Below are 25,278 nucleotides of genomic sequence, written 5' to 3' on the forward strand. Positions count from 1 at the left end.
AACGCCCGGTTACATTCCGAACCCGGAAGCTAAGCCTCACAGCGCCGATGGTACTGCAGGGGGGACCCTGTGGGAGAGTAGGACGCCGCCGAACTTCTTTTATAGCCGTGGTCTCTGGATTTAATTCCAGGGGCCACGGCTTTTTTGTTTTTCCGCTGCCGGCTACCCCTCTGCATCGGCGGCTGACAACTGAGGGTAAGGTCAGGGGGCATCATCGGCTCGTTTCCCACAGGAGGCCCCCGGGTGGAGGTCCAGGAGACACGTGTCCAGACGGACCGAGTCCTCACCATCCCGAACATCCTCAGCATGGCGCGCCTCGTCGGCGTACCCCTCTTCCTGTGGTTGATCCTCAGGCCGGAGTTCGGTGGCCCCAAGAGTGACCACTGGGCGCTGTTGGTGCTGATGCTGAGCGGCATCAGCGACTATCTCGACGGCAAGTTGGCCCGCCGCTGGAACCAGATCAGCAACCTCGGGCGACTGCTCGACCCGGCTGCTGACCGGCTCTATATTTTGTCCACTTTGGTCGGACTCACGTGGCGGGAGATTCTTCCGCTGTGGCTGACCGCGGTGCTGCTCCTGCGCGAGCTGGTTCTGCTGGTGATGGTCGGGATCCTCAGGCGGCACGGCTATCCGCCGCCCCAGGTGAACTTCCTCGGCAAGGCCGCCACCTTCAACCTGATGTACGCCTTTCCACTACTGCTTCTCAGTGATGGAAGTGGCTGGATCAACACTCTCGCTGCTATTTTCGGATGGGCGTTCGCCGGATGGGGTACAACGCTGTACTGGTGGGCAGGGATCCTCTACGTGGTTCAGGTCCGCAGACTTGTCCGGGCGGACGCCACGGCCGATTGAGCTTGCCGATTCGGCAGCTGCAGAGGCTTGCAGGCCCGTAACTGACATATGCGGGCCAATCTGGGCGGGCTAAGTCGGCTAGATCGTCGTCTATTGAGGAGGACGCTTCCGACATGAAGGCCGTCGTAATGGCCGGAGGCGAAGGCACTCGCCTTCGCCCCATGACCTCGAGCATGCCCAAGCCGCTCCTGCCCGTGGCCAATAGGCCGATCATGGAGCATGTGCTGCGGCTGCTCAAGCGGCATGGGCTCACCGAGACCGTAGTGACAGTCCAGTTCCTGGCCTCTCTGGTCAAGAACTACTTCGGCGATGGTGAAGAGCTCGGGATGGAGCTCACCTATGCCAATGAGGAGAAGCCACTCGGCACTGCTGGGAGTGTGAAGAACGCTGAGGAAGCGCTGAAGGACGATGCATTCCTCGTGATCTCCGGTGATGCTCTCACTGATTTCGACCTCACCGAGCTCATCAACTTCCATAAGGAAAAGGGCGCACTTGTCACCGTCTGTCTGACGCGTGTTCCCAATCCGCTGGAATTCGGCATCACCATCGTGGACGAAGAAGGAAAGGTCGAGCGCTTCCTCGAGAAGCCGACCTGGGGGCAAGTCTTCTCGGACACGGTGAATACGGGCATCTATGTGATGGAGCCCGAGGTCTTCGACTACGTCGAGGCAGATGTGTCGGTGGACTGGTCCGGCGATGTCTTCCCTCAGCTCATGAAGGAGGGCAAGCCCATCTACGGGTATGTCGCCGAGGGGTACTGGGAGGACGTCGGCACGCACGAGAGCTACGGCAAGGCCCAGGCCGACGTACTGGAGCGCAAGGTCGACGTCGAGCTCGACGGCTTCGAGATCTCGCCCGGTGTGTGGGTCGCCGAAGGGGCCGAGGTACACCCCGACGCCGTGCTGCGCGGGCCGCTGTACATCGGGGACTACGCCAAGGTCGAGGCTGGCGCGGAGATTCGCGAGCACACCGTCATCGGCTCGAACGTCGTGGTCAAGACCGGGGCGTTTCTGCACAAGGCCGTCGTTCACGACAACGTCTACATCGGCGAGCACAGCAACTTGCGGGGCTGTGTGATCGGGAAGAACACCGACATCATGCGGGCCGCCCGTATCGAGGACGGTGCGGTCATCGGTGACGAGTGCCTGGTCGGTGAAGAATCGATCATCCAGGGCAACGTCCGTGTCTACCCGTTCAAGACGATCGAGGCCGGCGCCTTCGTCAACACGTCCGTCATCTGGGAGTCGCGGGGCCAGGCGCATCTGTTCGGTGCGCGCGGGGTGTCCGGGATCCTGAATGTGGAGATCACCCCGGAGCTCGCGGTGCGGCTGGCGGGGGCGTACGCCACGACCCTCAAGAAGGGCTCGACCGTCACGACCGCGCGTGACCATTCGCGAGGCGCGCGTGCGCTGAAGCGAGCGGTGATCTCGGCCCTGCAGGCCAGCGCCATCGACGTACGCGATCTGGAGAATGTGCCGTTGCCGGTGGCGCGGCAGCAGACCGCGCGGGGCAGTGCCGGCGGGATCATGATCCGGACAACCCCAGGGGTGCCGGACTCCGTCGACATCATGTTCTTCGACGGGCGCGGTGCGGACCTGTCGCAGGGGAGTCAGCGGAAGCTGGACCGTGTGTACGCGCGTCAGGAGTACCGGCGTGCGTTTCCCGGCGAGATCGGGGACCTGCATTTCCCGTCGAGTGTCTTCGACTCCTACACCGGCTCTCTGCTGCGCAACATCGACACCACGGGTGTGGCCGAGTCCGAGCTGAAGGTGGTCGTCGACGCGTCCAACGGCAGCGCGGGCCTCGTGCTGCCGAGTCTTCTCGGGCGGCTCGGTGTCGATGCGCTCACCATCAACCCGGGTCTCGACGAGTCACGTCCGACCGAGTCCTACGAGGCGCGCAGGTCGGGGCTTGTGCGGCTCGGCGAGATCGTGGCGTCGGCGCGGGCCGCGTTCGGGGTGCGCTTCGATCCGGTGGGCGAGCGTCTTTCGCTCGTCGACGAGAAGGGGCGGATCGTCGAGGACGACCGGGCGCTGCTCGTCATGCTCGATCTGGTCGCCGCCGAGCGGCGCAGCGGGCGCGTGGCCCTTCCGGTGACGACGACGCGCATCGCCGAGCAGGTGGCCGCGTACCACGGTACGCAGGTCGACTGGACGACGACATCGCCGGACGATCTGACGCGGGTGGGGCGCGACGAGTCGACCATCTTCGGGGGCGACGGCCGCGGTGGCTTCATCATCCCTGAGTTCAGCAGCGTCTTCGACGGTACGGCGGCGTTCGTACGGCTCATCGGGCTTGTGGCGCGGACGCAGCTCACGCTCAGCCAGATCGACGCGCGGATTCCGCGAGCCCATGTGCTGCGGCATGACCTCGCGACTCCGTGGGCGGTCAAGGGCCTGGTGATGCGTCGCGTGGTGGAGGCCGCGGGGGAGCGTTCGGTGGACACGACCGACGGTGTGCGGGTCGTGGAGACCGACGGGCGCTGGGTGCTTGTGCTGCCCGATCCCGCCGAGGCGGTCACTCATCTGTGGGCCGAGGGGCCCGATGACGCGTCCGCGCAGGCACTGCTCGACGAATGGTCCGCCGTGGTGGACAGCGCGGGTCGCTGACCGTGGGCGAGGGCCGGACGGCGCCCGGCAGCGGCGCCGTCCGGCACGCCGGTGGGGCCATTCGGAGGTAACGCCCGCGACGTGCGACGATGTGCGGCATGCCGCAGCAGCCCCCCGTTCGGAGCACCCCCTCGCGCCCCCGGCGCCCGGACGCCTCCATGTCGCTGCTCACCACCGTCATGGACCACAGCCTGGACGAGGGATACGCGGAGGCGGCGGCCCGGAAGAAGGAGAAGGGCGACGCCGGCGTTCCGCGGCCGCTGCGCGCCAAGCTCGGGCTCGCACTCGGGCTCGTACTCGCCGCCCTGGTGGTGACCGTGGGAGCCGCGCAGGCGCGGATAGCGGCTCCGGTCGTCGCCAAGGAGCGCGCGGAGCTCATCGACCGCATCGAGTCGGCGACTTCGGACGCGGACGCGCTGGAAGAGGACGTCGAGACGCTCCGCGATGACGTGAGCGAGCGGCAGCGTGAGGCGCTGAAGAAGCACGGTGGAAGCCAGGGCGAGTTGGTGGCTCTGCTTTCCGGTGCGACGGAGGTGCAGGGGCCGGGCGTGAAGCTTGTCGTGGACGACGCCAAGGCAGCCGATCAGGGTGGTGGCGGACCGCGGGAGAGCAGCGGGTTCTCCGACACCGGACGGGTGCGGGACCGCGACATGCAGCGGGTGGTCAACGGCCTGTGGCAGTCGGGCGCGGAGGCGATCGCCATCAACGACCAGCGGCTGACCGCACTGTCGGCGATCAGGGCCGCGGGTGACGCGATACTGGTCGACAACAAGCCGCTGGTGCCGCCCTATACGGTGCTTGCCGTGGGGGACGGGCAGCGGTTGAGCACGAGATTCCAGAACAGTCGCGACGGTCAGTATCTGCATGCTCTGCAGGAGAACTTCGGGGTCAGGACCAGCATTTCCGTGCAGGAAGCGGTCCGGCTGCCGGCAGCACCGAGTGTGACCGTACGTACAGCAGAGCCGAAGGCAGGAAAGGGCACATAGTGATCGCCGTACTGGGCCTCGTCGTGGGAGTCGTGGCCGGATTGTTGGTCCGGCCCGAGGTTCCGGCGGTGGTCGAGCCGTACCTTCCGATCGCCGTCGTCGCCGCGCTCGACGCGGTGTTCGGAGGCCTGCGCGCGATGCTCGACGGGATCTTCGACGACAAGGTCTTCGTGGTCTCGTTCCTCTCGAACGTCGTGGTGGCCGCGCTGATCGTCTTCCTGGGCGACAAGTTGGGCGTGGGCGCCCAGCTGTCCACCGGCGTCGTCGTGGTGCTCGGCATCCGGATCTTCTCCAACGCCGCCGCCATCCGCCGACACATCTTCCGGGCGTGACGCCGATGGCCACGGACGAGACGCCCGGGAACGACAACCGGCGCAGGGAACTGCCCGCCGAGGTGCAGAGTGCCCCCGTCGAGCCGGCGGACAGCGCCGCGCCCGTGCAGGACGAGCAGCAGCCGCTGACCGGCCGTCAGCGGTTGCTGGAGGGGCTGTGGCCGCCGCGTGTCACGCGCCCCCAACTCATCGTCGCCCTGCTGCTGTTCGTGCTGGGCCTCGGTCTGGCCATCCAGGTGCGCTCCAACAACGACAGCAGCGCACTGCGCGGAGCACGTCAGGAAGATCTCGTACGCATCCTCGATGAACTGGATGACCGTACGCAGCGTCTGGAAGATGAGAAGCAGCGTCTGGAGGATCAGCGCACCGGGCTCGAGAACAGCTCGGACCAGGCCGAGGAGGCCCGCAAGCAGACGGTCGAGAAGGAAAGACAACTCGGCATTCTGGCGGGCACCGTGGCCGCGCAGGGTCCTGGCATCACGCTGACCATCGATGACAAGAAGGGGTCGGTTGAGGCGGACATGCTGCTCGACGCCATTCAGGAGCTGCGCGCTGCGGGGGCCGAGGCCATCCAGATCAATGATGTGCGGGTGGTGGCAAGCACCTACCTGTCGGACACGGACGGTGGCGTACGCGTGGACGGTCGCAAGGTCGGCAAGCCCTACCGCTTCAAGGTGATCGGCAAGCCGCAGGACCTCGAGCCGGCGCTCAACATCCCTGGTGGGGTGGTGCAGACTCTGGAGAAGGAGCAGGCCACCGTCACCGTGGCGCGCGCGGAGAAGGTCGTGGTGGACGCCTTGCGACCCGCGAAGCGGCCTGACTACGCTCGGTCGTCCTCCCAGTGAGGCGGGGGCGCATGGGGGCCGTCCACGGAGGGCATGAGGTTGCGGGGGGTCGGCGCACTGTAAGCGTGGTGCGTGGTGGAAACTGTTTGGCGGGTACGGACGTTGTGAGGATGTCTGGTACGCCGATGTACGCCGGTGTGTGCAATCAGGGTTCGTCCTGCCCCACGGGCGGGTCTGTTTCGGTCAAGGGGAATCGCCCGTGAAGTTGTTTGAGAAGTTGTTCGGCAAGCGCTCGCGTGAGGACAGCGGCAATCCCGCCACTGCCCGCCACCGTGCGCCGCGCCATGGAGACGCCGAGGGCCAGGGCGGCGAGCGCCCGATGTTCCGTGATCAGGTCGGTGGTCCTGGCGGTGACATTTCGGGCGGACAGGGCGCGTCGTCTGTTGACCCTGCCGGTCAAGGCCGCATAGGTTTCGGAGAACCGTCAACCTCAAGTACGGGTGGAGGGTTTACCCCCGACCCGTACGCGTCCAATGCCCCCGCGGGGCAGCCGCGGCAGGAGGATCCGTCCATGGCCCTGGTGTGTACGAGGTGCGGGAACCGCAACGCCGATGCGAGCCGGTTCTGCTCCAACTGCGGCGCGCCGCTGCGGGCCGGGGCCGCGCCGGAGCGTCCGTCCGAGACGACCTCGACGATCTCCATCTCGGGCCTCGAGGCCTATGACGCGGAGGCGACGGGGCAGACCGCCTCGCCCGCTCTCTCGCCGGAGGCCCAGGCTGCCGTCGACGCGTTGCCGCTCGGCTCGGCGCTCCTCGTGGTGCGCCGCGGTCCGAACTCGGGCAGCCGCTTCCTTCTGGACGGCGAGCTGACCACGGCGGGGCGTCACCCGCAGAGCGACATCTTCCTGGACGACGTGACCGTGTCGCGCCGTCACGTGGAGTTCCGTCGCCTCCAGGACGGTTCGTTCACCGTCGCGGACGTGGGCAGCCTCAACGGCACGTACGTCAACCGGGAGCGCATCGACTCCGTCGCGCTGTCGAACGGCGACGAGGTGCAGATCGGTAAGTACCGGCTGGTCTTCTACGCGAGCCAGCGGAGCGTCGGCATCTGACCCGTCAGGAAGGTCCATGCTTCAAACACCGAGGGGCGGTGCCGGGAACGGCACCGCCGCCGAGGACCGTCGGTTGATGAGCATCGGCGCCGTCCTGAACGCGCTGCGTGACGAATTTCCCGAGGTCACGATCTCCAAGATCCGCTTCCTGGAGTCGGAAGGGCTCATCGAGCCCGAGCGCACGCCGTCCGGATACCGGAAGTTCGGCCCGCAGGACGTCGAGCGGCTCGGTCACGTCCTGAGGATGCAGCGGGACCACTATCTGCCGCTCAAGGTCATCCGGGAGCACCTGGACGCCCTGGAGCGCGGAGAGGCCGCCCCGCTGCCCTCCCTGGGGCAGCCGAGGGAGCCCGGCGACGCCTGGGGCCCCGGCGAGGCCGAGGGGCCCAGCGCGGCCCGGGTGGGCCGGGCCGAGCTGATCGCGGCGGCCGAGATCGACGCGGAGCAGCTCGCCGAGTGGGAGACGTACGGGCTCATCGCGCCGCTGCCGGACGGTGGTTACGACGCCGAGGCCGTGACGGTCGCCGCCCTGGTGGTCGAACTCGGCCGGTTCGGCATCGAACCGCGCCATCTGCGGGCAATGAAAGCCGCCGCCGAACGCGAGGCCGGCCTTGTCGACCAGGTCGTGGCGCCCCTGCGGAGGCATCGTAATCCGCAGACCAGGGCCCATGCGGAAGCCCGTACGAAGGAACTGGCGGGGCTCACCGGAAAGCTGCACTCTGCACTGGTTCAGACCGCTCTCGGGGTGCGGTTGCCCTGACTCAGGGGGTGCCCGACTACCCAAACCTGCCGGGCACGTCCTAGGGTTGCTGTGTGAACGAGCTCGACGTCGTAGGTGTCCGGGTCGAAATGCCCTCCAACCAACCGATCGTGCTCCTGCGTGAAGTGGGAGGCGATCGGTACCTCCCCATCTGGATCGGACCAGGGGAGGCGACCGCGATCGCCTTCGCACAGCAGGGGATGGCGCCCGCACGGCCGCTGACCCACGACCTGTTCAAGGACGTGCTGGAGGCGGTGGGTCAGGAGCTCACCGAGGTGCGCATCACGGACCTCCGCGAGGGGGTCTTCTACGCGGAGCTGGTCTTCGCCAGTGGGGTCGAGGTGAGCGCCCGGCCGTCCGATGCCATAGCGCTTGCGCTGCGCACCGGTACGCCGATCTACGGCAGTGACGGGGTCCTCGACGACGCCGGCATCGCCATTCCGGACGAGCAGGAGGACGAGGTGGAGAAGTTCCGCGAGTTCCTCGACCAGATCTCGCCCGAGGACTTCGGCACCAATAGCCAGTGAACCGATGCCTCCGGAGGGTCCCGACGGACCATTCGGCCAGCCTTTCCCGGCGGCGAGGCGCGGCAAACCACTCTTAGGGTGATTATCACTCGGCGTGCCGAGTGTGGCGATCGTTGACGAGCCCCTGGTGACTGCCTACCGTCGGGAAGGCAGGTCAAGGACGGAGGTCGGCGTGAGAAGCAGCGGCGACGGTACGGCGATGGGCGGACCGTATCCGCTTCACGGCAGCACGGCCGATCACTCTCCGAAGCGGCCGATGGCGGTTCAGGGGAGCGGGGACGCAACGTCCGGACAGACCGAACAGGAACGGATCGGGTATCGAGGGCCGACCGCGTGCGCGGCCGCCGGTATCACGTATCGCCAGCTCGACTACTGGGCCCGTACGGGGCTCGTCGAGCCCAGTGTGCGGTCCGCGGGCGGGTCGGGGACCCAGCGGCTCTACAGCTTCCGGGACGTCGTCGTCCTGAAGATCGTGAAGCGGTTCCTGGACACCGGGGTGTCCCTGCAGAACATCCGGACCACGGTCCAGCATCTGCGCGACCGCGGATTCCGGGATCTGGAGCGGATGACGCTCATGAGCGACGGCGCGACGGTCTACGAGTGCACGTCCCCCGACGAGGTCCACGATCTGCTCCAGGGCGGGCAGGGGGTCTTCGGTATCGCCGTGGGCGTCGTGTGGCGGGATGTGGAAGCGGCGCTCTCGCAGCTGCACGGGGAGCGCATCGACACCGGGGAGACGCTGCTGCGTCAGAACCCCGCCGATGAGCTCGCGAGGCGGCGCAACAGGGCCGTGTGACGCGGCTGCGGCGTCGCGGCAGGGTCGGGGCTCGGGGTGGCGGTTTCGGGGCGTTGTCAGTGGCGTAGGGCAGCATCAGAGGTGTGAGAACCGCGCCCACGATTCTGCATCTCGACATGGATGCCTTCTACGCGTCTGCCGAGCAGGCCGCGAAGCCGAGTCTGCGCGGGAAGGCCGTGGTGGTGGGCGGGCTCGGGCCGCGGGGTGTGGTGGCCACGGCCTCGTACGAGGCGCGGAAGCTCGGTGTGCACTCGGCGATGCCCATGGGGCAGGCGCGCCGCCTCGCGCCGAATGCCGCCTATCTGGTGCCGCGCTTCGGGCTCTACCGGGAGATCAGCGAGCAGGTGATGGCGCTGCTGCGTGAGCTGTCGCCGCTGGTGGAGCCGCTCAGCCTGGACGAGGCCTTTGTCGACCTGGAGGCGGGGGGCGTGGCCGACGACCAGGCGTCGGCGCTTGCCGTGGGTGAGCGGTTGCGCGCCGACATCAAGACGGTGACCGGACTCCCGGGGTCGGTCGGGCTCGCCGCGTCCAAGATGCTGGCGAAGATCGCCTCGGAGGAGGCCAAGCCCGATGGTCTGCGGCTGATAGTTCCGGGGACCGAGCGGGAGCTGCTCGCGCCGATGTCGGTGCGGACGCTGCCCGGGGTCGGTCCTGCCACCGGGGATCATCTGCGGCGGGGCGGGATCACGACGGTGGGGGAGATCGCGGAGGCGGGCGAGGACGAGCTCGTACGGCTCCTCGGGAAGTTGCACGGGAGCGCGCTGTACGCGATGGCGCTGGCGCGGGACGAGCGGCCCGTGGTGGCGGAGCGGGAGTCCAAGTCGGTCAGCGTCGAGGACACGTACGACGTGGACATTCACGACCGGGTACGGGTGAGGGGCGAGGTGGCGCGGCTTGCCGACCGGTGTGTGGAGCGGCTGCGGGCGGCTGGGCACTCGGGGCGGACGATCGTCCTGAAGGTGCGGCGGTTCGACTTCTCGACGCTGACGCGGTCCGAGACGCTGCGGGGGCCCACGGACGACCCTGGGGTGGTGCGGGAGGCCGCGGCGCGGCTGCTGGAGTCCGTGGACACCACGGGGGGTGTGCGGCTCCTCGGGGTGGGGGTCACGGGGCTTGCGGACTACACGCAGGAGGATCTCTTCGCGCAGGCTCGGGCCGAGGGCCTTGAGCGGGGGGCGGGCGAGGCTGCGGGGGCGGTTCCGGAGGAGGCGGTGGGCGCGGAGGAGGTCGAGGAGCCGTCGGTCGAGGAGGTGCCGCTCGGGGCGCGGCGGTGGGCTGCTGGGCACGATGTGCGGCATGCCGTGTACGGGGCGGGGTGGGTGCAGGGGAGTGGGCTCGGGCGGGTGACGGTGCGGTTCGAGACTCCGGGGTCGGCGCCGGGGCGGGTGCGGACGTTTCGGGTCGATGATCCGGAGTTGTCGGCGGCGGAGCCGTTGCCGCTGGTGGCTCCGCCGGGGGAGGGCGCCTGGCCGTGCCCCTTGGGGTAGCGGCGCCCGGCGGTTGGCGTTGTGCCCACCCGTTCCGCCTTGCGGAACGCCTGCTCACAACTAGGGCGGCTGGCTTGGGTGGGGAGGTGTGTGGAACGCCTGCCCGCAACTGGGATGGCTGGCTTGGGTGGGGGAGGGGTGTGGTGTGTCTGCGCGGGACCTTGGCGGTCGGCTTGGGAGGAGAGCTGCGGGTGATGGAGGTGACCGGCCTCGGGTAGGGCCCAGGGCTTAGGGGTCTTCCTGGTCTGTGATGTTGCCGAAGTCCTGGTCGGGTGGGGGTGGGGGTGCGATGTCCAGGCCGTAGTGGTGGTAGAGCTGGAGTTCCTGTTCGGGGGAGAGATGGCGGCCTACGCCGAAGTCGGGGGCGTCCTTGATCAGCGAGCGTTCGAAGGGGATGCGCAGGTTGCCCTCGCCGGTGACCTCGCTGGGTTCCAGGGGGACGAACGCGTCACGGCTGAAGAGGCCCGTGCGTATGGCGGCCCACTCCGGGGCGCCGGTGGCATCGTCGAGGTAGACCTCGTCGATCGTGCCGATCTTGGCCCCGTCCCGGTCGAACGCCTTGCGGCCGATCAGGTTGCGCGGATCGATGTCGGTCTGCACGGGCCCTCCAACTGGTCGCAGTTTGTCGAAATGGCGCGTAACTCATCATTATTCGCTTGTAATCACTACGAAAGAGCACATCGGGGCGGGCGGCCACTCGAGGGATGGGGCGCGGTCCTCGCTGGTAGGCTGGCGGTGGCTGCTGACCCCGTGCGGGAGAGCTCTCCGGTGGAGACACCGGAGGCGCCGAAGGAGCAACTCCTCCCCGGAATCTCTCAGGCACCTGTACCGCACGGACGAGGTCACTCTGGAAAGCAGGGCGGGCGTCGGGCGGGCACGTTCGGAACCCTTCCTCACCGACGGTGAAAGCCGGGACGGCTCCTTCATGGGTGCTCCCCGGTGAAGCTCTCAGGTTGAGATGACAGAGGGGGAGGCCGTCCGGGTACCCGTGCCGTGGTGCCCCTCGCAGGTCGCGTCAGACCAGGAGGCCTCCGCAATGACCGCCACCCCTCGCATCCCGCTCTCACAGCTTGAGCAGGGCATTCCCTTTGAGCAGCGGCACATCGGCCCCGATGCCGAAGCACGGGCCAAGATGCTCGCGCAGGTCGGCTACGGCTCGCTCGACGAGCTGACCGCCGCCGCGGTGCCGGATGTGATCAAGAACGCCGAGGCACTGAATCTGCCCGGAGCGCGCACCGAGGCCGAGGTTCTGGCCGAGCTGCGTTCCCTGGCCGATCGGAACCAGGTGCTCGATTCCATGATCGGGCTCGGTTACTACGGGACCTTCACACCGCCCGTCATCCTGCGGAACGTCATGGAGAACCCTGCCTGGTACACGGCCTACACGCCCTACCAGCCCGAGATCTCCCAGGGGCGCCTCGAGGCGCTGCTCAACTTCCAGACGGTCGTCGCCGAACTGACCGGACTGCCCACCTCCGGTGCCTCCCTGCTCGACGAGGGGACCGCCGCGGCCGAGGCCATGGCCCTCTCGCGACGCATGAGCAAGGTCAAGGACGGTGTTTTCGTCGTTGACGCCGATGCGCTGCCGCAGACCATCGCCGTGATGCAGACCCGTGCCGAGCCGACCGGCGTCGAGATCGTCGTCGCCGATCTGAGCGACGGCATCCCGGCCGAGGTCGCCGAGCGCGGTGTCGTCGGCGTACTGATCCAGTACCCGGGCGCCTCCGGTGTCGTACGCGACATCAAGGCGGTCATCGAGCAGGCGCACGAGCTGGGTGCCGTCGTCTCCGTCGCGGCCGATCTGCTCGCCCTGACGCTGCTCACCTCGCCCGGTGAGCTCGGTGCGGACATCGCGGTCGGTACGACGCAGCGGTTCGGTGTTCCGATGGGCTTCGGCGGGCCGCACGCCGGTTACATGGCGGTGCGCGAGAAGTTCGCCCGCAGCCTGCCGGGCCGGCTCGTCGGTGTCTCCGTCGACGCCGACGGCAACAAGGCCTACCGGCTCGCGCTGCAGACCCGTGAGCAGCACATCCGCCGTGAGAAGGCGACCAGCAACATCTGTACGGCACAGGTGCTGCTCGCCGTCATGGCCGGGATGTACGCGGTCTACCACGGGCCCGAGGGCCTCAGGTCCATCGCGCGGCGCACCCACCGCTACGCGACGCTGCTGGCCGCCGGCCTCACCGCGGGCGGGGTCGAGGTCGTGCACGGCGCGTACTTCGACACGCTGACCGTGCGCGTGCCGGGCAAGGCCGAGGAGCTCGTCTCCGCGGCCCGCGAGGGTGGCGCCAACATCCACCAGGTCGACGCCGACCACGTCTCGCTGGCCTGCGACGAGACCACCACGCGCAAGCAGCTGACCGCGATCTGGACCGCGTTCGGGGTCGAGGCGGACATCGAGGCGCTCGACGCGGCCGCCGATGACACGCTGCCCGCCGGTCTGCTGCGCTCCGACGAGTACCTGACGCACCCGGTCTTCCACCAGTACCGCTCCGAGACCGCGATGCTGCGCTACCTGCGCAAGCTGGCCGACCGCGACTACGCGCTCGACCGCGGCATGATCCCGCTGGGCTCCTGCACCATGAAGCTCAACGCGACCACCGAGATGGAGCCCGTCACCTGGCCCGAGTTCGGGCAGCTGCACCCCTTCGCGCCCGCCCAGCAGGCGCAGGGCTACCTCACGCTCATCCGTGAGCTGGAGGAGCGGCTCGCCGAGGTCACCGGGTACGACAAGGTCTCGCTGCAGCCCAACGCCGGTTCGCAGGGCGAGCTGGCCGGACTGCTCGCCGTACGCGGCTACCACCGAGCCAACGGCGACGAGCAGCGCACCGTCTGCCTCATCCCGTCCTCCGCGCACGGCACCAACGCCGCAAGCGCCGTGATGGCCGGCATGAAGGTCGTCGTCGTGAAGACCGCCGACGACGGTGAGATCGACGTCGAGGACCTGCGCGCCAAGATCGAGAAGCACCGCGACGAGCTGGCGGTGCTGATGATCACGTACCCGTCGACGCACGGTGTCTTCGAGGAGCACGTCGCCGACATCTGCGCCCAGGTGCACGAGGCGGGCGGCCAGGTCTACGTCGACGGCGCCAACCTGAACGCCCTGGTGGGCCTCGCCCAGCCCGGCAAGTTCGGCGGTGACGTCTCGCACCTGAACCTGCACAAGACCTTCTGCATCCCGCACGGCGGCGGTGGCCCCGGCGTCGGTCCGGTCGGTGTGCGCGAGCACCTCGCGCCGTACCTGCCCAACCACCCGATGCAGCCCGCGGCGGGCCCCGAGACGGGTGTCGGACCGATCTCCGCCGCGCCGTGGGGCTCCGCAGGGATCCTGCCGATCTCCTGGGCGTACGTACGCCTCATGGGCGGCGAGGGCCTCAAGCGCGCCACGCAGGTCGCGGTGCTCTCCGCGAACTACATCGCCAAGCGCCTGGAGCCGCACTACCCGGTGCTCTACACCGGCCCCGGCGGCCTCGTCGCGCACGAGTGCATCATCGATCTGCGGCCGCTCTCCAAGGAGACCGGCGTCAGCGTCGACGACATCGCCAAGCGGCTCATCGACTACGGCTTCCACGCGCCGACCATGTCGTTCCCGGTCGCAGGGACGCTGATGATCGAGCCGACGGAGAGCGAGGACCTGGTCGAGATCGACCGGTTCTGCGAGGCGATGATCGCCATTCGCGGGGAGATCGAGAAGGTCGGCGGCGGCGAGTGGTCCGCCGACGACAACCCGCTGCGCAACGCGCCGCACACCGCCGCCGCGCTGGGCGGCGAGTGGGAGCACGGCTACAGCCGCGAGGAGGCCGTCTTCCCGGCTGGTGTCGTCGCGGCCGACAAGTACTGGCCGCCGGTGCGCCGCATCGACCAGGCGTACGGCGACCGGAACCTGGTCTGCTCCTGCCCGCCGCTGGATGCGTACGAGGACTGATACGTCCAGCACATGCGTCGGGGCCGGTCCGGAGGTTGTTTCTCCGGGTCGGCCCCTTTGTCATCCGTGCCGTGGCGCCGCCGCGTCAGGCGGCCGTCATGATCTCGTCGGTGCCCAGCGGTCGGTGCGGGGCGATGATCTGGCCGTCCGGCAGCAGCTCACCGGTGTCCTCGAAGAGGAGGACGCCGTTGCACAGCAGGCTCCAGCCCTGCTCCGGGTGGCTCGCCATGAGGAGCGCGGCTTCCCGGTCGGCGGAGTCGGCTGTCGGGCACGGTGGTTGGTGCTGGCACATGGAAGGGTTCTTTCGCTGCGATGTGATGGCTGTGACGTCTGTCCTGCGGCTCGATGCGGTGTTCATGACCGCCCCCCGTGTATTAGTCGGTCCGATCCCAGTGTTGCCCTACGGGCGCCAATCCGCAGGGATTTAACGGCAGCGCTCCTTACTGCTTAATGACGTATCACCCGCCCGGACGGTTCAGCCCAACTGCACTGTCTCTTCGGGTGGTTCGGGGTGGTCATACCGGGCTAGTCCGTATGGGCAGCGGGCAGCGGGCAGCGCCGTGCCCCGCGGCCGGTCGGGCGGCGGGGCACGGGAGATGCGGCGGCGTCAGGCGGGTGAGCCGAGCAGCGGCGCGGGGGTCAGGCGGTGGGTGAGGACCTTGAGCAGTTCGGCGGCGTGGTGCGGGCGGTGGGCCGCGATGCCGGGCGGCGCGGGCGCCAGCGGTACGAGGATGTCGGTGGCCGAGAGATGGCCGCCCGCGCCGTCGGCCGTGCAGTCGCCGTGCAGCCAGAGCGTGAGCATGTACAGCTCGGGCACGGACAACAGGCGTGGCTGGTACGACAGGGGCATCTTCTCGGCGTGGCGCAGGGCGCGCTCGGTGGCCGCGATGTACGGGCCCTCGAAGAAGTGCGAGAACGTCCACCCGTCCGGTGTGAGCATCGTGTCGGCCGCGGCGACCGCTCGCTCGCCGCAGCGGATCAGGAAACGCCATCCCGCGAGCCGGGTGGGCGTGCTGCCCGACGGGGTGATCCGATCCAGGACGTGGACGGGCAGCGGAAGTTCGGGGGTCACGGGTCCCTGGGCGGAACGCAGGGACGGGGTGCGGGCTTCGCGTACGGCCGTGGGGGAACCGAGTGCCGCGAGGACGCTGCGCAGGGCGGGCGCGGGAGCCGGGGGGACTTGCAGCGGCATGGTGGGTCGCCTCTCTCATTCGACAGGCACGGTGGATCGAGGGCAGGTGCGGACGACGCTGTCTGCTCTGGGCCAGAGGGGCGGGGGCAGGGGACCGCGAGCGCCAACTCTCTGCCTCGTTCGCGGAGTTTATACGACACGTGTTCAGACGGTGTTTCGTCTAACCGCGCCCAATATTGCTCGCAAGTCGATTGTCGGTCGCCCTTTTGCGGGCTTCATCCCGATTCCGTATGCGGGTGGTCCTTCTGACCTCGGCTCACTTCTGTGCAGCGGACGGCCGATTCTCGTCGGTGTTTTTCACCAGATATGGGTGCGTCGATTTTCTGGTGTGCGTCATGCCTCGCGAATGTGCCGTGTGACGACCCTCGTCGAGCGTACTGGGACGGGGGCATGTGCGGGGCGTTATCGATCACATTGCAGGGCATCATCCTGCGAGACACCGCAGCCGGATCATTGGCTGCCCATCCGAGGAGGGGACGCTTCGATGGGGGAGAAGGTCGTAGCAGGAACGTTTGACCTGTCCGAGCGGAACCGGTATCGAAGCAAGCTCAGGGAGTGTCTCGCGGGGTTACGGAGGCTGTTGGACGAGGAGCGGTTCGACCGGCCCAAGAATCTGATGGGCGTGGAGATCGAGCTGAATCTGGCGGGACCCGACGGCATGCCGAGAATGATGAATGCGCAAGTTCTCGAGCGCATCGCGAGCCGCGACTTCCAGACGGAACTCGGAATGTTCAATCTCGAAGTCAATATCGCTCCGCACCGATTGGGCGGCCGCGTTCTCGACCGCCTCGCCGAGGAGCTGCGCACCGGCCTCGCCTATGCCCACCGTAAAGCGAACGAGGTGAACGCCGGCATCGTCATGATCGGCATTCTGCCGACCCTCGCCCACCACGACCTGGTCTCCGGGAACCTCTCCGACGTCGACCGCTACGCCCTGCTCAACGACCAGATCGTGGCTGCGCGCGGTGAGGAGTTCGCCCTGGACATCACCGGCGTGGAGCGGCTGACCTGCACCTCCACGTCGATAGCACCCGAAGCGGCGTGCACCTCCGTGCAGTTGCACCTCCAGGTCACCCCGGGACGGTTCGCCGACGTGTGGAACGCGGCGCAGGCCGTGGCCGCCGCGCAGATCACCGTGGGCGCCAACGCGCCGTTCCTGTTCGGCCGCGAGCTGTGGCGCGAGTCGCGGCCGCCGCTGTTCCTGCAGTCCACGGACACCCGGCCGCCCGAACTGCAGGCGCAGGGCGTACGGCCGCGTACCTGGTTCGGGGAGCGCTGGATCACGGACGCGTACGAACTCTTCGAGGAGAACCTGCGGTACTTCCCGGCGCTCCTTCCTCTCATGGACGACGAGGACCCGCTGGAGGTGCTCGACGACGGCCGGGTGCCGAGCCTTGCCGAACTCGTCCTGCACAACGGCACCGTCTACCGCTGGAACCGCCCGGTGTACGGCATCGCCGACGGCGTCCCGCATCTGCGGGTGGAGAACCGCGTCCTGCCCGCGGGCCCCACCGTCACCGACGTCATCGCGAACGCCGCCTTCTACTACGGCCTCGTACGCGCACTGGCCGAGGAGGCGCGGCCGGTGTGGACCCGGCTGCCCTTCGAGGCCGCGGCCGACAACTTCGACACCGCGTGCCGCTACGGCATCGAGGCCCGCCTGAAGTGGCCGCGGCGCGGCAGATACGGCGGGATCGTCGAGGTGCCCGCGGTCTCGCTGGTCCGCGACGAACTGCTTCCGCTGGCCGCCGCGGGGCTCGACGCGTGGGGCGTGGAGCCCGCCGACCGGGACTTCTACCTCGGCGTGATCGAGGAGCGGTGCAGGCGGCGGGTGAACGGGGCGTCCTGGCAGGCGGCGACGTACCACCAGGCCCTGGAGACCGGGCTCGAACGCGAGGCCGCGCTCGCCGCCACCACCCGTCGCTACGCCGAGCTGATGCACTCGGGGGACCCGGTGCACACCTGGCCGGTGGGGCTGCCCGAACCGGCGGTTCTGAGCTGAGGCTCAGCCCTGGCTGCCCGCCTCCATGATGGCCTTGAGGATGACCGCGTGGATCTGCGACGGGTCGTCGACCTGGTGGCCGGAGCCTCCGGTCGCCTCCGCGATCTGCTTGACCTCTTCCTTGTCCGCGTTCGGGCCGACGGCGATCGCGATGAGCGGCACCGGGCGCTTGGGGTCGGCGAGCTCCCCCAGCTGGGAGATGAGGCTGCTGCGCGAGATGGAGCCGGGGTCCTGGTTGGCGCCGTCGGTGAGCACCACCAGCGCGTTGAACTTGCCGCTCGCGTACGTCGACGTCGCCTCCCTGTACGCGGCGAGCGTCGTGTCGTACAGGCCGGTCGCGCCGCCCGGAATGGGCTGCAGATCACTGAACGCCTCGGAGATCTTGTCCCGTTGGGTGCCGTCGCCCTTGCGGTCGCCGAGCCGCTCGGTCGCCACCAGCTTGCGGTAGTCGCGCTCCCCGTCGAGCGCGGTGGCGAACTCCCAGAGCCCGATCTCGTCCTCGTCGGTGAAGCCCGCGAGTGCCTGCAGGAGCGAGGACTTGGTGACCTCCATGCGGGTCTGCTCGCGGCCCGGCACCCATTCGCTCATGGAGTCCGACACGTCGACGACCGTGCTGAGCCGGGCACTTTGGACCGTGATCGTCCACATGCCGAGGGTCTCCTGGAGCTGCTTGTCCGACGGCGGCTCGGTCGCGTCGTCCGTGTACGGCTGCGGGGTGCGGCCGCCGGCGGCGGTGACGAGCTTCTCGGACACCTGCTCGTCGTCGGTCCTGAAGCCGTGCTTCTCCAGGATCCCGCGCCCGGCGTCGTCCCTGAACAGCGTCATGAAGCGCAGCGCCGCCCGGCTCTGGTCCGTGGAGAGACGGTCCTCCTCGACCAGCGTGTACGGGTAGTCGAGGCGCGGTGAGCCGTCCTTCGGATAGAACATGTCGAGGCTGTTCTCCTCGCCCGCCGACGCGTTGTGCCGGAACGCCGCCTGCTCGGAGAGGATCAGCGCCTGATTGCGGCGCGGGTTGCCCTGCTCGGTGCCCGAGTCGTCGCGGGCCAGGGTGTCGAGCAGCTGGCCGTCGCTGTCGGCGGTTCGCGCGGACAGCGCCTTGGCCATGCCGGCCGCCTGGGTGTCGCCCTCCGCGCCGCCCGACTTCTTCGCCGACGCGCCCAGCTTGGCGAGGGCGAGCAGCCCGGTCGCGCTGCGCGCCGGGTCGGCGGCGCCGAGCCGCAGCTTGTCGCCCTTCATCGCGGCGCTGGCCAACTCCGGCCAGGCGTACGTCTTCTTGGGCCAGCCGAGGGACTCGGCGGCGGACGGCACCATGGCCATGCCGACCGGTGACGATGCGATGTTCCCCGCGGGGACCACCTTGGTCTGTTTGCCGCCGAGGCCGACGCGCCGCACCCACAGGTCGGAGTCCGGCACCCACACGTCGTACTCCGGATCGCCCTTGCCCGCCCGGAGTTCGTCGGCCACCTTGTACGAATCGCGGGCGGTGACGCGTACGTCGATGCAGTGCCCGTCGGACGTGACCTGCTTCTCGCGGGCGTCGTCGGCGGCCGCGCGCAGCGCCGGGGAGATGTCCGGTGCGGCGACGACATTCAGCCGGACCGCGTCCTCGCTGCACGATCCGCCGAAGGAGAGCAGGTCGCTGCGGACGGCGAACGCGGTGCCCGCGGCGACCGCCAGGACGAGCGCCGTCGCGATGGCCACGGTGCGGCCGCGCCTGGGCGGTCGTGGGTCGGGTGCGACCGTCCCGTACTCATCGGGCAAGCTGTGACGTCCCATGGCGGTGGTGCCCCTCCTTGAGTGATGAAGCAAGGAAAGAGGGGGTGGCACGACCGCAATCGGCGTCCGTCCCCCTCGGCCTGTCGCGCACGATCTTCGTAACTTCTTTCGAGACCCTAGCGGGGCGCGGGTGAGGATGAGGCGGGATTACTCAACTGGAGGCGGAGTGCAAGCGGAGCCCGGGTCGTTGGCTGGTTCTTTTCGACCGGAGGAGCCATCGCGGCGGATCTTCCGGGACGAGGCGCTGCTCGTCCTGGCTCTTTCGCTCGGCGCGAGTGGTGTGTCCGCGCTGATCAGCTTTGTCGGATCGGTCACCAAACCGGGTGGTCTGAAGGACCAGGCGGCGACGATGAACGCGTCCGCCGCTCCGGGGCGTCCCTGGCTTGATCTCGCGTGGCAATTGTTCGGAATTACGACCGCGTTGGTGCCGGTGGCGCTGGTCGCGCACTTCCTGATCAGGGAGGGCGCAGGACTGCGCACGATCGGTTTCGACCGGAGCCGCCCGTGGCCCGATCTGGGGCGCGGGGCGGCGATCGCCGCGGTGATCGGCAGTACCGGGATCGCCTTCTATCTGGCGGCGCGGGGCCTCGGGTTCAACCTCACCGTGGTGCCGGAGGATCTGCCCGAGGTGTGGTGGAAGTACCCGGTCCTCGTGCTCTCCGCGGTGCAGAACGCGGTGCTTGAGGAAGTGATCGTCGTCGGCTATCTGCTGCGCAGGTGTGGGCAGTTGGGGTGGACGCCGATGGCCGCGCTGGTCGGCAGCTCGGTGCTGCGCGGCTCCTACCACCTCTACCAGGGCATCGGCGGATTCCTCGGCAACATGGCGATGGGCGTGGTCTTCGTGCTGCTCTACCGGCGGTGGGGGCGGGTCGGACCGCTGGTGGTGGCCCATTCGCTGCTGGATATCGGGGCGTTCGTCGGGTACGCCCTGCTGGCCGGCAAGGTGGGGTGGCTGCCGACTCCGTAGCGCGGCCCGGTGGGGACGTACGACACGACTCGGTACGTCCCCACCGTCCCGTCAGGCGTGCAGTTCGCCCTCGATGACCGTGACCGCGCTGCCCGTCAACAGGGTGCGCTCGCCGCGCAGTTCGGTGCGGACGAGGCCGGTGCGGGCCGAGGCCTGCAGGCCGGTCAGTTCCGTGCGGCCGATGCGCTGGGACCAGAAGGGGGCCAGGGCGGTGTGGGCGCTGCCCGTCACCGGGTCCTCGTCGATGCCGACGCGCGGGAAGAAGCAGCGGGAGACGAAGTCGTAGCCACGGGTGGGGTCTTCGGCGCGGGCGGTCGCGATGATGCCGCGCCGGGAGTGCCGGACGAGGGCCTTGTGGTCGGGGGTCAGTGCGCGCACCGTCTTCTCGTCCGCGAACTCGACGAGCAGGTCACCGAGGTTGTCTCCGGCGTCGTACGCCGCGAGGGGCTCGGCGCCCAGGGCTTCGGCGACGCCGTCGGGGATCTCGGCCGGTGTGAGCGGGGCGGTCGGGAAGTCCATGGTGATGGTGCCGTCGTCGTGCGCGGTGGTGATGAGGACGCCGCTGCGGGTGGCGAGGCGCACGGGTCCGGTGGCGGCCCCCGTGGTGTGCAGGACATGGGCGGTGGCGAGGGTGGCGTGGCCGCAGAGGTCGACCTCGGTGGTGGGTGTGAACCACCGCAGGGCCCAGTCGGCTTCGCCGTGCACGGGGAGGCGGTGGGCGAAGGCCGTCTCGGCGTGGTTGATCTCTGCGGCCACGTGCTGGAGCCAGGCGTCGTCCGGGAAGGCGTCGAGGAGCAGGACGCCTGCCGGGTTGCCGGTGAAGGGGTGGTCGGTGAAGGCGTCGACGACGCGGATGCGGTGGGAAGTCGGCATGTCGACGACGCTAGCGGGCCAATGTGGGGTCGAGCCAAGGCCAATTGCGGGTGGGTGGCCCGATTGGCCCCTTCGCCGATCCCATCTCGCCTCGCGTCCCGTACCCCGTGGGCAGAGGCTGGAAGGGACGGGATTCCTTGGGCCCGGAAGTGGGCCCGCAGAGGAGGAACCATGACGGCGACGACGCGCGACGACACTCCCGTCGCGATCGAGGGCGGCGGTGTGGAGCTGCGGATGCGGGACGTCGGGGGCGACATGACCGTGGCGTTCGCGCGGCTTCCGCAGGGCACGGACATGGCGCCGGTTCTCACCGGAATGCCGGACGGTCTGTGCCCGTGTCCGCACTGGGGGTACCTGTTCAAGGGGCGCCTGAAGATGCGTACGGCGTCCGGCGATGAGATCTACGAAGCGGGCGAGGCCTTCTACTGGGCGCCCGGCCATGCCCCGGAGGCGCTCGAGGACTGCGAGTACATCGACTTCTCGCCCACGAAGGAGTTCCACGAGGTGATCGATTACGTCAAGGCGCAGATGGGCTGACCTCCGGTGCGGCGGCCGCTGCCCGCGGCGTTCGGCTCGACCAGCCGTGCGGTGACGGCGAGTTCGGCCTGCTCCAGAAGCTCGGCGATCCGTTCCGCGGGCAGCAGATGGGACTCGTAGGACACCGGATGTCCTCCGTAGGCGTGCGTCGGCCGCAGGCGCAGGTCCTCGCCTGCGTGGCCGGCTGGCATCAGCACACCGCCGGGCGCGAGCGTGCGACGGAACTCGGTCGGCCGTCCCGGAGCGGCAGCGCGGTCATCGGACCCGCCGCGAAGTTCAGGTGCGGATGTCGCCGCCGGGCGAGCTCGACCATTTTCGGGGACAGGTCGATGCCGAACGCCGTCAGACCCGGGTCCGCCAGATACGCCGTGACCTTGCCAGGACAGAAGAAGGGGCTTGCCGGGCGAGTAGTTCCGATATATCGTTGACGCATCGCGACTGATCAACGACAAGACGTTGATCGATGACATCAAAGGAGTGATGGCGATGCGTACCCACGGACATGAACACGAGCACGGGCGTGGCCACTGCGGCCCCGGTCATGAGGGCCGGGGCGGTTTCGAGGGGCGGCGCGCGGCGTTCGGTCCCTTCGGCCCCGGCTTCGGCGGTCCCGGCGGCCCTTGGGGCGGCGGGCGCGGCGGCAGGGGCGGTCCCCGGGGCAGGGCCCGACGCGGCGATGTACGTGCGTCGATCCTGGCCCTCCTGAAGGACCGGCCGATGCACGGCTACGAAATGATCCAGGAGATCGCCGAGCGCAGCGGCGGGGCGTGGAAGCCCAGCCCCGGCTCGGTCTACCCCACCCTCCAGCTCCTGGAGGACGAGGGCCTGATCAGCAGCGCGAGCGAGGGCGGCAAGAAGCTCTTCTCGCTCACCGACGCAGGACGCGAGGCGGCCGAAGAGGGGCCCGACGCGCCCTGGGAAGAGGCCGGGCGCGGGGTCGACTGGGAGACGCTGAACGAGATCCGGCAGGCCGGCTTCGGCCTGATGGAGGCGTTCGGCCAGGTCTGGAAGACCGGCAGCAAGGAGCAGCGCGAGAAGGCGCTCACGGTCATCAACGACGCCCGTAAGAAGCTGTATCTGATCCTCGCCGATGAGGACTGAGGCGGTGGGGGTCACCGACCCTCATTGCCGGTGAGGCGCCCCGCATGCGATGTGCGGGGCGCCTCTTTGTGCGTACGGATTTGTGCGTACGGAGCTGTGTGCGACCAGCGTTCAGGTCACCAGGCCGCCCAGTTTGCGCAGCGACTCGGTCAGCGCCGCCGTCGCCGAGTCCGTGAGCTTGCCCGCCATCAGGGAGACCGCCGCGCCCGTGAACTCCCCGTCGATGCGCACCGTGGTCGCGTCCCCGTCGGGGGTGAGGCTGTAGCGGGTGCCGACGTTCACGCCCATCGGGCCCTTGCCCCGGATCGCCAGCGTGCGCGCGCTTTCCAGCTCCTCGATCGTCCAGGCGACCTCGGCGGGGAAGCCCATCAGCTTCATGTTCTCCGCGAAGGTGCCGCCGACCTCCAGCGTGGCGGGGCCGCCCTTGGGGAAGCTGGTGTGCGTGGCGTTCCATTCGCCGTACGAGGAAAAGTCGGTGAGTTGGGCCCAGACCTTCTCGGCGGGCGCCTCGATCCGTGCTTCCGCGCTGACTTCGGCCATGCGACGACCCCTTCTCGTTGGGCGCTGCGGCGGGGCGCAGCTGCGGTGTCGCGGAACGTAGCCGCAGGGCCTCGAACATTCAATACTGATGAACCGTCAGATCCGTCCTTGGGTGCGCCGATGCCGCCGGGATGCGGGTCGGGTACTGTGGCCGTCTCCTGCGACCGACGCAGGGATACGGACCGAGGAGGTGGGACCCATTACCGCAGTAGCAGGTCGGGTGCTCCCCTCTCGCGACCGCGCGGTTCACCCGGCATAGGTGACCGAGGGAGCCCCACAGGCATCCCGAAAGGTTCTTTCATGTCGGCTTCACCGTCATCACCCGCGTCTTCGTCCCTGCCCTCGCCCACCACGGCTGCTGTCGTCGCCACGCTGCGCGCCGCCGGCTGTGTCTTCGCCGAGGACGAGGCGGAGTTGCTCATCTCCACGGCCCACGACCCCGCCGAACTCGCCGCCATGGTGGACCGGCGCGTCACCGGTCTTCCGCTCGAACACGTCCTGGGCTGGGCGGAGTTCTGCGGTCTGCGGATCGCCGTGGACGCCGGGGTCTTCGTGCCGCGGCGGCGCACCGAGTTCCTCGTGCGGCAGGCCGCCGATTCGGCGGGACCCGGAGCGGTCGTCGTCGATCTGTGCTGCGGATCGGGCGCGCTGGGGGCCGCGTTGGGCGCGGCCGTCGACAAGGTCGAGCTGTACGCCGCCGACATCGACCCCGCCGCGGTGCGGTGCGCCCGGCGCAACGTCGCAGGCATAGGCGCAGAGGTCTACGAGGGCGATCTCTACGCACCGCTGCCCGCGGCTCTCCGCGGCCGCGTCGATATTCTGCTGGCCAACGTCCCCTACGTACCGACCGAAGAGGTCGGCCTGCTTCCGCCGGAGGCCCGGATCCACGAGGCGCGGGTGGCGCTCGACGGCGGCGCCGACGGACTCGACGTGCTGCGCCGGGTGACCGCGGACGCCGCGCGCTGGCTGGCCCCCGGCGGCCGGCTGCTGTTCGAGACGAGCGAGCGGCAGGTGCCGTACGCGCTCGAAGCGGTCGCCGACGGCGGTCTCGTGCCGCGGTCGGTGAGCGACGACGAGCTGTACGCGACGGTCATCATCGGGACGCTGGAGGCGTAGCCCGGAGGCGTGGCCCGCCGCTCAGCCGACCTTGCGGATCACCGCCGCGTCGAAGAGATCGCAGGCCCGGGGGAGCCGGCTCTCGTCGTGGCAGTGCCAGGCTTCCCAGAACAGGTCGGCGGGCAGTGCGTCGTCCGGGGCGTACACCCGGTACACGTACTGCCTGCCGTCGATCGCGGGCAGCGCGACCATCCAGCACCTGCTCTCCATGCCCGAAAGACGATCGGTGGGGGTGTGATGGTTGCGGCGCACATCAAGGCGGCGCGCGCCCCTCGGGGAAGAACGGTCGGATCTCATCCGTAAGGAGGAGAGCCCACTCAGGCGTACCCAACCTGTGTCGGACGCGAAGATGCTTCCCGCCGCCGATGACAACGTCGCCGGGGACTGATGGGGTGGGAGATGTGCAAAGCCGTACATCGCAGGGCGCCGAGCCCGGCCCGACCCGCGCAGACATCGAATCCCGGCTCAGTGCTTCGCTGGCGTCGGTGGTGGCCGGTGCGCGCCGGCGCGCGGTGCGTGACGGGGACCGGCAGATCGACACCGCGCACCTGCTGCACTCGCTCCTGGAGGCCGACCCCGATGTGCGGGCGGTCATCGACGACGGCGCCCAAGTGGTGCGGCTCCTCGGCTATCTGGTGCAGCGCAGCATCGGGTACGGACTGCAGTGGCAGGGCACCGTGGAGGACTCCGGGGCCGTGCCACTGGTGACATCTCCCAAGGAGACGGCCTTGTCGCCGTCGGCGGCCACCGCCATGGAGGCGGCCATCGCTCGGGCGGCCCTGCGCGGCGAACCGCGTGCCGTCGGCGTGGACCTCATGGCGGTGCTCGTCGCCGATCCGGACTGCCGCGCTGTCGAGGTGCTTGGGCGGGCCGGTGCCGACGCGAAGGCGCTGCTGCGGAGGATCGAGGCGGCTGCGTCCAGCGGTGCGCCGGGCGACGGGTTCCTGGATCCGTACGCCGAGTCGTCCGCCGAGATCTCCGCCGAGTCGTCCGCCGATTGAGAC

At 69.1% G+C, this 25,278-nt stretch carries 26 protein-coding genes, 1 rRNA gene and 1 riboswitch; of the genes, 18 read left to right on the forward strand and 9 right to left on the reverse strand.

The features are described 5' to 3' along the window. From rrf to AB0O76_RS25555, 11 genes are all read left to right on the forward strand, one after another. Window positions 1-94, forward strand: a 5S ribosomal RNA gene (gene rrf, locus AB0O76_RS25505); the annotation flags it as partial. Between the two features lie 149 nt (window positions 95-243). Further along, a complete protein-coding gene (locus tag AB0O76_RS25510) occupies window positions 244-852 on the forward strand; it encodes a CDP-alcohol phosphatidyltransferase family protein (RefSeq protein ID WP_135335514.1) in 609 nt (202 codons plus the stop codon). 113 nt (window positions 853-965) lie between these two features. Next, window positions 966-3,461, forward strand: coding sequence for a mannose-1-phosphate guanyltransferase (locus tag AB0O76_RS25515; protein ID WP_365495641.1), 2,496 nt, complete (start codon window positions 966-968; stop codon window positions 3,459-3,461). Between the two features lie 89 nt (window positions 3,462-3,550). Continuing rightward, window positions 3,551-4,447, forward strand: coding sequence for a DUF881 domain-containing protein (locus AB0O76_RS25520; RefSeq protein ID WP_365495644.1), 897 nt, complete (start codon window positions 3,551-3,553; stop codon window positions 4,445-4,447). Next, window positions 4,447-4,779 (forward strand): small basic family protein, encoded by a 333-nt coding sequence (locus AB0O76_RS25525; protein ID WP_030794354.1) that lies wholly within the window; start codon window positions 4,447-4,449, stop codon window positions 4,777-4,779. The genes AB0O76_RS25520 and AB0O76_RS25525 overlap by 1 nt, the downstream gene beginning before the upstream one ends. A 5-nt stretch (window positions 4,780-4,784) precedes the next feature. Beyond that, the gene (locus tag AB0O76_RS25530; RefSeq protein WP_365495647.1) at window positions 4,785-5,624 is read left to right on the forward strand and encodes a DUF881 domain-containing protein; all 840 of its coding nucleotides are present in this window, start codon (window positions 4,785-4,787) and stop codon (window positions 5,622-5,624) included. 82 nt (window positions 5,625-5,706) lie between these two features. Continuing rightward, a complete protein-coding gene (locus AB0O76_RS25535) occupies window positions 5,707-6,675 on the forward strand; it encodes an FHA domain-containing protein (protein ID WP_365495967.1) in 969 nt (322 codons plus the stop codon). A gap of 16 nt (window positions 6,676-6,691) precedes the next feature. Then, window positions 6,692-7,435 carry a MerR family transcriptional regulator gene (locus AB0O76_RS25540; RefSeq protein WP_365495650.1) on the forward strand — a complete coding sequence of 248 codons (744 nt, stop codon included), beginning with the start codon at window positions 6,692-6,694 and terminating at the stop codon, window positions 7,433-7,435. Window positions 7,436-7,488: 53 nt separating this feature from the next. Next, window positions 7,489-7,962: a bifunctional nuclease family protein gene (locus AB0O76_RS25545; protein ID WP_006123076.1), complete on the forward strand. Its 474-nt coding sequence runs from the start codon at window positions 7,489-7,491 to the stop codon at window positions 7,960-7,962. 172 nt (window positions 7,963-8,134) lie between these two features. After that, window positions 8,135-8,758, forward strand: a complete 624-nt coding sequence (locus AB0O76_RS25550; protein ID WP_365495653.1) for a MerR family transcriptional regulator — start codon at window positions 8,135-8,137, stop codon at window positions 8,756-8,758. Between the two features lie 83 nt (window positions 8,759-8,841). Further along, window positions 8,842-10,245, forward strand: coding sequence for a DNA polymerase IV (locus tag AB0O76_RS25555; protein WP_365495656.1), 1,404 nt, complete (start codon window positions 8,842-8,844; stop codon window positions 10,243-10,245). A 228-nt stretch (window positions 10,246-10,473) separates the two neighbouring features. On the opposite strand, the gene AB0O76_RS25560 is transcribed toward AB0O76_RS25555, so the two are convergent. Further along, on the reverse strand, window positions 10,474-10,845 hold the full coding sequence (locus tag AB0O76_RS25560; protein WP_365495659.1) for a PRC-barrel domain-containing protein: 372 nt from the start codon (window positions 10,843-10,845) through the stop codon (window positions 10,474-10,476). 143 nt (window positions 10,846-10,988) lie between these two features. After that, window positions 10,989-11,086: riboswitch (glycine riboswitch) on the forward strand. 195 nt (window positions 11,087-11,281) lie between these two features. Here AB0O76_RS25560 and gcvP point away from each other — a divergent pair. Beyond that, the gene (gene gcvP / locus AB0O76_RS25565) at window positions 11,282-14,170 is read left to right on the forward strand and encodes an aminomethyl-transferring glycine dehydrogenase (RefSeq protein WP_365495662.1); all 2,889 of its coding nucleotides are present in this window, start codon (window positions 11,282-11,284) and stop codon (window positions 14,168-14,170) included. 85 nt (window positions 14,171-14,255) lie between these two features. Here gcvP and AB0O76_RS25570 read toward each other — a convergent pair whose 3' ends face one another. Together AB0O76_RS25570 and AB0O76_RS25575 are read right to left on the reverse strand one after the other, a co-directional pair. Continuing rightward, the gene (locus AB0O76_RS25570; RefSeq protein ID WP_280922834.1) at window positions 14,256-14,462 is read right to left on the reverse strand and encodes a DUF5999 family protein; all 207 of its coding nucleotides are present in this window, start codon (window positions 14,460-14,462) and stop codon (window positions 14,256-14,258) included. Between the two features lie 315 nt (window positions 14,463-14,777). Next, the gene (locus tag AB0O76_RS25575; protein ID WP_365495665.1) at window positions 14,778-15,362 is read right to left on the reverse strand and encodes a hypothetical protein; all 585 of its coding nucleotides are present in this window, start codon (window positions 15,360-15,362) and stop codon (window positions 14,778-14,780) included. A gap of 484 nt (window positions 15,363-15,846) precedes the next feature. On the opposite strand from AB0O76_RS25575, the gene AB0O76_RS25580 reads away from it, so the two are divergent. Continuing rightward, on the forward strand, window positions 15,847-17,364 hold the full coding sequence (locus AB0O76_RS25580; RefSeq protein WP_365495668.1) for a glutamate--cysteine ligase: 1,518 nt from the start codon (window positions 15,847-15,849) through the stop codon (window positions 17,362-17,364). Between the two features lie 3 nt (window positions 17,365-17,367). Here the strand turns inward: AB0O76_RS25580 and AB0O76_RS25585 are convergent, their stop codons facing one another. Continuing rightward, on the reverse strand, window positions 17,368-19,140 hold the full coding sequence (locus AB0O76_RS25585; RefSeq protein WP_365495671.1) for a substrate-binding and VWA domain-containing protein: 1,773 nt from the start codon (window positions 19,138-19,140) through the stop codon (window positions 17,368-17,370). A 166-nt stretch (window positions 19,141-19,306) separates the two neighbouring features. On the opposite strand from AB0O76_RS25585, the gene AB0O76_RS25590 reads away from it, so the two are divergent. Then, window positions 19,307-20,107, forward strand: a complete 801-nt coding sequence (locus AB0O76_RS25590) for a type II CAAX endopeptidase family protein (RefSeq protein WP_365495674.1) — start codon at window positions 19,307-19,309, stop codon at window positions 20,105-20,107. Between the two features lie 51 nt (window positions 20,108-20,158). Here AB0O76_RS25590 and AB0O76_RS25595 read toward each other — a convergent pair whose 3' ends face one another. Continuing rightward, window positions 20,159-20,980, reverse strand: a complete 822-nt coding sequence (locus AB0O76_RS25595) for a PhzF family phenazine biosynthesis protein (protein WP_365495677.1) — start codon at window positions 20,978-20,980, stop codon at window positions 20,159-20,161. 171 nt (window positions 20,981-21,151) lie between these two features. Here AB0O76_RS25595 and AB0O76_RS25600 point away from each other — a divergent pair, with 171 nt between their 5' ends. Further along, window positions 21,152-21,517, forward strand: coding sequence for a hypothetical protein (locus AB0O76_RS25600; protein ID WP_365495680.1), 366 nt, complete (start codon window positions 21,152-21,154; stop codon window positions 21,515-21,517). Here AB0O76_RS25600 and AB0O76_RS25605 read toward each other — a convergent pair. After that, on the reverse strand, window positions 21,493-21,708 hold the full coding sequence (locus AB0O76_RS25605) for a hypothetical protein (RefSeq protein ID WP_365495683.1): 216 nt from the start codon (window positions 21,706-21,708) through the stop codon (window positions 21,493-21,495). The two genes, AB0O76_RS25600 and AB0O76_RS25605, sit on opposite strands and share 25 nt — an antisense overlap. Beyond that, complete coding sequence (locus AB0O76_RS25610; RefSeq protein ID WP_365495686.1) at window positions 21,708-21,950, reverse strand: methyltransferase domain-containing protein; 243 nt, start codon at window positions 21,948-21,950, stop codon at window positions 21,708-21,710. The genes AB0O76_RS25605 and AB0O76_RS25610 overlap by 1 nt, the downstream gene beginning before the upstream one ends. A gap of 53 nt (window positions 21,951-22,003) precedes the next feature. Between AB0O76_RS25610 and AB0O76_RS25615 the strand changes: the two genes are divergently transcribed. Continuing rightward, a complete protein-coding gene (locus tag AB0O76_RS25615) occupies window positions 22,004-22,618 on the forward strand; it encodes a PadR family transcriptional regulator (RefSeq protein ID WP_365495689.1) in 615 nt (204 codons plus the stop codon). Window positions 22,619-22,729: 111 nt separating this feature from the next. Here the strand turns inward: AB0O76_RS25615 and AB0O76_RS25620 are convergent, their stop codons facing one another. After that, window positions 22,730-23,158 carry an SRPBCC family protein gene (locus AB0O76_RS25620; protein WP_365495692.1) on the reverse strand — a complete coding sequence of 143 codons (429 nt, stop codon included), beginning with the start codon at window positions 23,156-23,158 and terminating at the stop codon, window positions 22,730-22,732. 300 nt (window positions 23,159-23,458) lie between these two features. Between AB0O76_RS25620 and AB0O76_RS25625 the strand changes: the two genes are divergently transcribed. Further along, entirely contained in the window at window positions 23,459-24,274 is an 816-nt protein-coding gene (locus tag AB0O76_RS25625; protein WP_365495695.1) for a putative protein N(5)-glutamine methyltransferase, read from the forward strand. Between the two features lie 21 nt (window positions 24,275-24,295). On the opposite strand, the gene AB0O76_RS25630 is transcribed toward AB0O76_RS25625, so the two are convergent. Next, window positions 24,296-24,484 carry a hypothetical protein gene (locus tag AB0O76_RS25630; RefSeq protein WP_135331802.1) on the reverse strand — a complete coding sequence of 63 codons (189 nt, stop codon included), beginning with the start codon at window positions 24,482-24,484 and terminating at the stop codon, window positions 24,296-24,298. A 191-nt stretch (window positions 24,485-24,675) separates the two neighbouring features. Here AB0O76_RS25630 and AB0O76_RS25635 point away from each other — a divergent pair, with 191 nt between their 5' ends. Beyond that, window positions 24,676-25,275 carry a Clp protease N-terminal domain-containing protein gene (locus AB0O76_RS25635; RefSeq protein ID WP_365495699.1) on the forward strand — a complete coding sequence of 200 codons (600 nt, stop codon included), beginning with the start codon at window positions 24,676-24,678 and terminating at the stop codon, window positions 25,273-25,275. The last annotated feature ends 3 nt before the right edge of the window (window positions 25,276-25,278 follow it).

This window comes from Streptomyces sp. NPDC086554 (assembly GCF_040686095.1).
Lineage (GTDB): Bacteria > Actinomycetota > Actinomycetes > Streptomycetales > Streptomycetaceae > Streptomyces.